The organism is Protofrankia sp. CiT1 (genome assembly GCF_917627335.1).
In the GTDB taxonomy this organism is placed as follows: Bacteria; Actinomycetota; Actinomycetes; order Frankiales; family Frankiaceae; genus Protofrankia.
Window position 1 is genome coordinate 1 of sequence record NZ_CAKJTP010000133.1, and the last position, 6305, is coordinate 6305.

The window sequence follows — 6305 nt, forward strand, 5'->3', positions numbered from 1 at the left end:
GGCGCGGCGAGGTCGAATGGCAACCAGCTGTCCGTCCCAGCGGGTCCGGTCGGGGCCGGGATGGCGAACGGTGCGGGCGACGGTGCGAGCGCCGGACCGGCGGCGACCCCGGCGAGGTTTTCGACTTCCCCGGCCGGCGCGACATGGTGGCCGCTTCCGTCCGGTCCGGCCACGGCCCGGCCGAGCTCCAGCTCGGTGAGCGAGGTGAGGATCTCGTTCACCCGGATGTGCGCGGCGCTCATCGCGAGGCTCTGCGTGGAGACGGCCTCGACCGCGGCGTGCAGGCGCTGATCGGCCGCGGCGCCCTGGGATGGCTCGCGCAGGACCGCGGCCAGCCCGCCCGCGACTTGGAGCTGGCTGTCAAGGTACTGGCTGTGCAGGGCGAGATGTTCCCGGGCAACAGCCGCGATCTGATCCACCGGCGCCTCCTGTGCTGACGGCTGGGTCACGGCCGGCGCCAGCACCGGCGGCGGCACCGACGCCTGGGCTGGTATCCGCTCAGCCGCGGCCGGCGATGTCCGCGCGGGGACCTTGGGACGCCCGCCGGATATGTCGTCACCGGACGAGGCCGGGCGCGTGCCAGGCCCGTGTCCGGTCCGCCCGTTCTCAGCGGCGGCCCCGGCGGCTGCGGGTACCGGCGGGGGAACCCGGTAGCCGTTGTCGATGGCTTCCCGGTAGGCACGCCGGTGGGCGTCGGGCACATGGTTCGCGCCGGTGAGGGGTATCGACATGCCGGCTGGCACCACCTCGGCGAACGGTTCGGCGGCGTACCGGTTGATGCCCGTGAGCGGCACGCCGAGGACCGCGAGGCGCACGGCGGCCTGCTTGAGAGCCGCGTCGCTGTCGCCGGTGGGGCCGCTGTCCGTGGCGATGGCGATGACATCGGGCTCACCCAGGCAGCGCTGGACGAGCCCGGTGAGGACCTTACGGGGGCCGAACTCGACGAAGACCGTGCAGCCGTCGGCGCGCATCGCCTCGACCCCGGCGGCGAACTCGACCGGGTTGACCAGCTGCTCGACAAGCACCCGCCGGTTGGCGGCGACATCCGTGCCGTAGCTGGCACCGGCGGTGTTCGCGTACGTGCGCCCCCGCGGCTCACGGATCTCCGTGGCTTCCACCGCTACGCGGAACGACTCGACCGCGTGCGCGACATGCGGGGTGTGGAAGGCCGCGGCGACCGGCAGGCGCTGGGCCGAGATCCCACGCGCGACGCAGCGGGCGACGAAGGCGTCCACGTCCGCTGTCCCGCCGCCGACCACGACCTGGTCCGGGGCATTATGGTTGCAGACAGTAACACCCTGGTGTTCGACCAGCAGGCTGGTGACGTCGTCCCGGGCGGCCCGTACCGCGGCCATCGTCCCGGGGTCGAAAGCTGCGGCATCCGCCGGCGGGGCCATGGCCAGCCCCCTGGCCCGGGCAAGCCGGAAGAAGGACGTGTCGTCCAGCGCGCCCGCGGCCCACAGCGCGGTGAGCTCGCCGAAGCTGTGCCCCAGGAAGCCGTCACAGCGCAGGCCCAGCTCGGTGAGGAAACGGAACTGCCCGGCCGCGAGCGCGCCGATGGCGGGCTGAGCGTAGTCGGTGCGTGTCAGCGTGGCGTCCTGCTCCGCGGCCGCCGACGGATCGAACAGCGGCGGCGGGAACACCACCTGGGCGAGGGTCCTGTCCGCGTCGGTGAACGGCGTGTTGGCGTCGTCGAAGGCGGTGGCGACCGGCGGGATGTTCAGCACCGCCCGCAGCCCCATGTCGACGTACTGGCTGCCCTGTCCGGCGAACAGAGCGCCGATCATGATCTCTCGAAGTGCCCGGTTGCGGAAGGTGATCCCCCGCGGATGGACCCATTGCTCGGCGCCGATGTTCACCGCGAGCTGGTCGACGGCGATCGTGCGCAGTGCGTCCGCCTCGTCCTCGTAGGCGACGAAACCGACCCGGGCGTGGTCGGCCGGGATCTCGCCGTCGGCGTTGGGCGGGGCCGCGGCGCGCAGCAGGTCGAACAGGTCCTCCGAGCGCGGCGCGTGCCAGACGTAAGCGCGCGCGCTCTGGTGCATGGTGCGCAGCCCGGCACGGTCCGGGGCGCCTTCCTCGAGAACCACGTGGAAGTTCGTGCCGCCGAAACCCATGGCCGAGGCCGCCGCCCGGCGTCGCGGGCGGCGCGGGTCCCGGATCCAGGGACGGGTACGAGTGTTGATGTAGAAAGGCGAATTGTCGAAGTCGACGGCGCTGTTGGGGCGCTCGACATTGATTGTCGGCGGGAGGACCCGATGGTGGAGGCTGAGCGCGAGCTTGATGAGCGCGGCCGCGCCAGCGGCACCCTTGGTGTGTCCGATCTGCGACTTGACGCTGCCGATCGCGGCGAAGTGCTTCTCCCGCGTCGCCGTGCCCATGACGGTGTGCAGCGCGGTGAGCTCCGTACGGTCGCCGACCTTCGTGCCGGTGGCGTGTGCCTCGACAAGCTCGACCGTGGACGGCTCGCAACCGGCGTCCTCGTAAGCCCGTTGCAGGGCTATGACCTGCCCCTCCGCGCGCGGGGCATAAATGCTCTTGAAGCGCCCGTCGCTGGATGCCCCGATGCCGCGGATGACGGCGTAGACACGGTCGCCGTCACGTTCGGCATCAGCCAACCGCTTGAGCGCGAGCATGCCGATGCCCTCACCCACCAGGGTGCCGTCAGCGGAATCGTCGAAGGGGCGGATCGTGTCGGTCCTGGACAGCGCCTGGGTCTTGCTGAAGCACATGAAGCCGAAGAGCGTGTTCTCCGTGTCACAGCCGCCGGTGATCATGAGGTCGGCCCGTTCCTCGACGAGTTCGCTCACGGCCATCTTGACGGCCGCCAACGCGCTGGCACACGCCGCGTCGACCGTGTAGTTCGATCCGCCGAGGTCCAACCGGTTCGCGATCCGACCGGCGGTCACGTTGCCGAGCAGGCCGGGGAAGGAGTTCTCCTCCCATGCGGGAAAGGCGAGCGCGAACTTCGCCGCGATCGCTTCGGCGTCAGCCGCACTGAGACCGCAGCTGCGTACGACCTCCTTCAGCACGGGTGTCTCCAGCCGTGCCGCCATCGGATGCGTCATCGGCATCGGCCCGGTCACGCCTAGCGTGACACCTGTCCGCGTCGGGTCGTACCACGACGAATCAGGCGCACCGGCGTCGCGTAGCACGTCCCGGGCGACCAGCAGGCTGAGCAGCTGGACGACGCCGGTGGCCGGTAGCAGGTTGGGCGGGAAACCGAACTCCATCGGGCTGAACGCCATCTCCGGCACGAATCCGCCACGCTTGGAATAGGTCTTGTCCGGCGCGGCGGGATCCGGGTCGTAGTAGTCCGCCGGCTGCCAGTGGGTCGGCGGCACCTCCTGGGTGCAGTCGGCGGCATCAACGACGTTCTGCCAGTACTCCCGGAAGTTGTGGGCCATCGGAAAAAGACCGGCTAGACCGATAACCGCGATCGGATTCTTCGCGAGCCGGCGATCCGTTCTCTGGTCGCCCTCGTTCACAGGATTCCCCTTCTGGGTGGCTGGCGACGCTTGGAAACACGCCGCGTCCGCGCGGCGGCAACCGGTTGGCGTCGATTGAAGTCGCCATGGCATGATCTGAAGCGGTGGTGGAGCGGGAAATCAGCCGTGTGGGGCTCGGCTGGCCCAGGCGGTTTTGATCATATCAATGACCCGGTCGGCGACCGCGCGGTAGCCGGCTGGGCTCGGGTGCATCCCGTCTGGATTCCACAGGGCCGGGTCCGTGATACCGGATACGCTCGCGAGGTCGAGGCACAAGACGCGGCCGGCAACCAGTTTGTGCACGTGGTCGTTGGCGTCAGAAAAACGGGGGCGCAGCACGTCGCGGATGTTCGGCGGGATCGGCAGCATCGCGGGAATATCAGGGAAAGTCATTGTGAAAACCGTGGTACCGGGCACGGCGAGGGCGGTGAAGATACGGTCGAGATTCGATTCGAAACGGTCCCGGTCGTAGTCGCTGACAAGATCATTACCCCCTACCGTGACGCCCACCAGCGAGGAGCGGTTGGCGAGTGCCACGGCAAGCTGGCTGTCGACAACGGTCTGGGTCGTCGCGCCGTAGGACCCCAGGTTGAGCACCCGGCCGCGGGGGATCCCGAGCGCCGCCGCTGTCCGGGGCACCCAGCCGACGAAGGAGCCGTCCGGTCCGGGATCGCCCCGTCCCTCCGCGAAGCTGTCGCCGAGCACGGTCAGCGCGGGCGCCGGCATGGGGTCCTCCTGGGCGGGACGGGGAAACGGGATCGGCTGTCGTACGCGGTACGCGGTGGTCAGGCAGAAGATCCGAGCAGCTTGGCGACCTTCGCCGGGGCGAAGAAGTCAGCCGCCTTCACGGCACCGGCGATCAGCCCGAAGAACTCGCTCCTGGCCGCCGGATTACCGGGCAGGGCGTCGAGGACCGCCGCGACATCCGGCGGGAAGGCCAGCTCGGACAGGGCGCAGGTCAGCTTGTAGACGGCCGCGGACTCCTCATCACGGTGCCGCTCGAAGGCCGCCAGCGCCTCCTCCATCGGCCGCTGGCCGGACAGCCCCTCGTGCACCGCCTCGGCCACCAGCGCGGCGTGCTCGAAAGCATCGGAGATGCCCTGGCCCGTCACCGGGTCCTTGTGGTAGCCGGCATCGCCGACCAGCGCCCATCCCGGACCGTGACAGCGGCGGTAGTAGTTGTCCGGGTACCGGACGCTGTAGAGGCGTTCCTCCCGCGTGCCGTTGGCGGCGAGGTCGTCGGCGAGGTCGGGGACCACGGCGCGCAGCACCTCGGTGAAGTTGCCCTCGGGGTCGGCGCGGAACTCCTCGAAACGCTCTCGACGCCGCATGATCGCAACGAGGGTCAGGCCGTCATGGGTCGGCCATCCGGCAGCCTGTTGATCACCACGGAAACGGCTGTTGAAGGACCAGTTCAAGCCGCTGTAATACGAGTAGTAGATGAAACTGGCGGCCGGCACCACGTTGTAGAACGGCGCCTCCATGGCCGTGGCGACCACCGAACCGCGGCCGTCCGCCCCGATGATGATGGACGCCCGGTCCTCGGTCAGCTCGCCACCGGCGTACTGCCCACGGATCCCCACCGCCCGGCCGTCCTCGACGATGATCTCACGCACCGGGTGCCCTTCCCGGACCTCGGCCCCCGCCTCGACCGCGGCGTCGAGGAGGAGCTTGTCGAGCACGGTGCGGCGGGGAGCGTACGCCTCGGTGATCCCGTCCACCGGATCGGCGAATCCGCTGATGACACTGTCGTCGCGGGAAATCGTCATATGGGTGATCGGGGTGCACTTCGTTTCGACGAGCCGGTCCAGCAGATCCCATTTACGCAGCAGCAACAGACCGCGCTGCTGCACGTAGTGGGTGGACGGCGTGTCGCTGGGAAAGGTGGCGCGGTCGACCAGAAGCACCCGGTAGCCGCTTCTGGCCAGCAGCATCGCCACCGGAGACCCGGCGCACCGCGCACCCACGACAATAGCGTCGTACATCGTTGCCAGGCTCCCTTGGGCCGTTGAACCACGGATGGCGGCGACCAGAATCGCGTCATCTTCGATCGGCTGACGCCTGACCGGAAAACGCCGCCATGACTGCATGACTGCCTTGCGCGGTGCATATTTTTTCTACCTGGCGCGGCAAAACAGGTCAACAGCCGGCCGCGAATCCTATCAGCCGATTTTTGCATCCTATCGGCACACAGAACAGCTGAATTTCGTCCGAGAATCTTCGTCATCGGTTCGGTTTCCGTTTACCGTTCGGCAAGTCTGCGAGTGAAATCTACCCGTTATGTCACGACAGCATGAGATGCCATCGGCGCTGGCGGCGGCCCAGGCCACTCTCGCAAAGGGCGGGAACGGGGGCCCGCCGAACCTCGAGCAGGTACGCACGATCGTCGATTCGATGGTGCCGTTCTGCAATCTCGTCGGGGTGCGGGTGACCGAGCTGCGCTCCGACGGAGCCGTCGCCGAGCTGCCGGACCGGGAGAACCTGCGCAACCATATGGGCACCGTGCACGCTGGTGCGTTGTTCCTGGCGGCCGAGGTCGCCTGCGCCGGGGCTTTCTCCGGCGCGATGGGTCCGCGGCTGCTGGGGGTTCGCGGCTTCCTGCTGCGCAACAGCCATGTTTCCTACCTCAAGCCCGCGCATGGACGCATCCGGGCGCGTGGCACCGTGGATCGTACGATCATCGCGGACGTACTGACCCGGACCCAGGAGGAGCGTTTCGACCTCACCGGCCGTGCCCTGATCTACGATGACAACGACCTGCTGCTCGTCAAGGTCGACTTCGACTACGTCGCCTGGGTCGCGGCCGGCTGACGGCCG

At 68.8% G+C, this 6305-nt stretch carries 4 protein-coding genes; 1 reads left to right on the forward strand and 3 read right to left on the reverse strand.

Annotated elements, in window-relative coordinates; genetic code table 11:
- The 3 genes from MJ785_RS17195 to MJ785_RS17205 form a co-directional block, all read right to left on the reverse strand.
- The coding region (locus MJ785_RS17195; protein WP_239381781.1) for a type I polyketide synthase at window positions 1–3488 on the reverse strand (3488 nt) is incomplete at its 3' end.
- 120 nt (window positions 3489–3608) lie between these two features.
- Window positions 3609–4214 (reverse strand): SGNH/GDSL hydrolase family protein, encoded by a 606-nt coding sequence (locus MJ785_RS17200; protein WP_239311863.1) that lies wholly within the window; start codon window positions 4212–4214, stop codon window positions 3609–3611.
- A 59-nt stretch (window positions 4215–4273) separates the two neighbouring features.
- Window positions 4274–5473 (reverse strand): NAD(P)/FAD-dependent oxidoreductase, encoded by a 1200-nt coding sequence (locus MJ785_RS17205; protein WP_239346952.1) that lies wholly within the window; start codon window positions 5471–5473, stop codon window positions 4274–4276.
- A 313-nt stretch (window positions 5474–5786) separates the two neighbouring features.
- Here MJ785_RS17205 and MJ785_RS17210 point away from each other — a divergent pair, with 313 nt between their 5' ends.
- Window positions 5787–6299, forward strand: coding sequence for a DUF4442 domain-containing protein (locus tag MJ785_RS17210; protein WP_239311860.1), 513 nt, complete (start codon window positions 5787–5789; stop codon window positions 6297–6299).
- The last annotated feature ends 6 nt before the right edge of the window (window positions 6300–6305 follow it).

Coding starts and splice junctions, on each gene's coding strand:
- MJ785_RS17200 (WP_239311863.1), bottom strand. CDS start 4,214: ATGCCGGCGCCCGCGCTGACCGTGCTCGGCGACAGCTTCGCGGAGGGA.
- MJ785_RS17210 (WP_239311860.1), top strand. CDS start 5,787: ATGCCATCGGCGCTGGCGGCGGCCCAGGCCACTCTCGCAAAGGGCGGG.
- MJ785_RS17205 (WP_239346952.1), bottom strand. CDS start 5,473: ATGTACGACGCTATTGTCGTGGGTGCGCGGTGCGCCGGGTCTCCGGTG.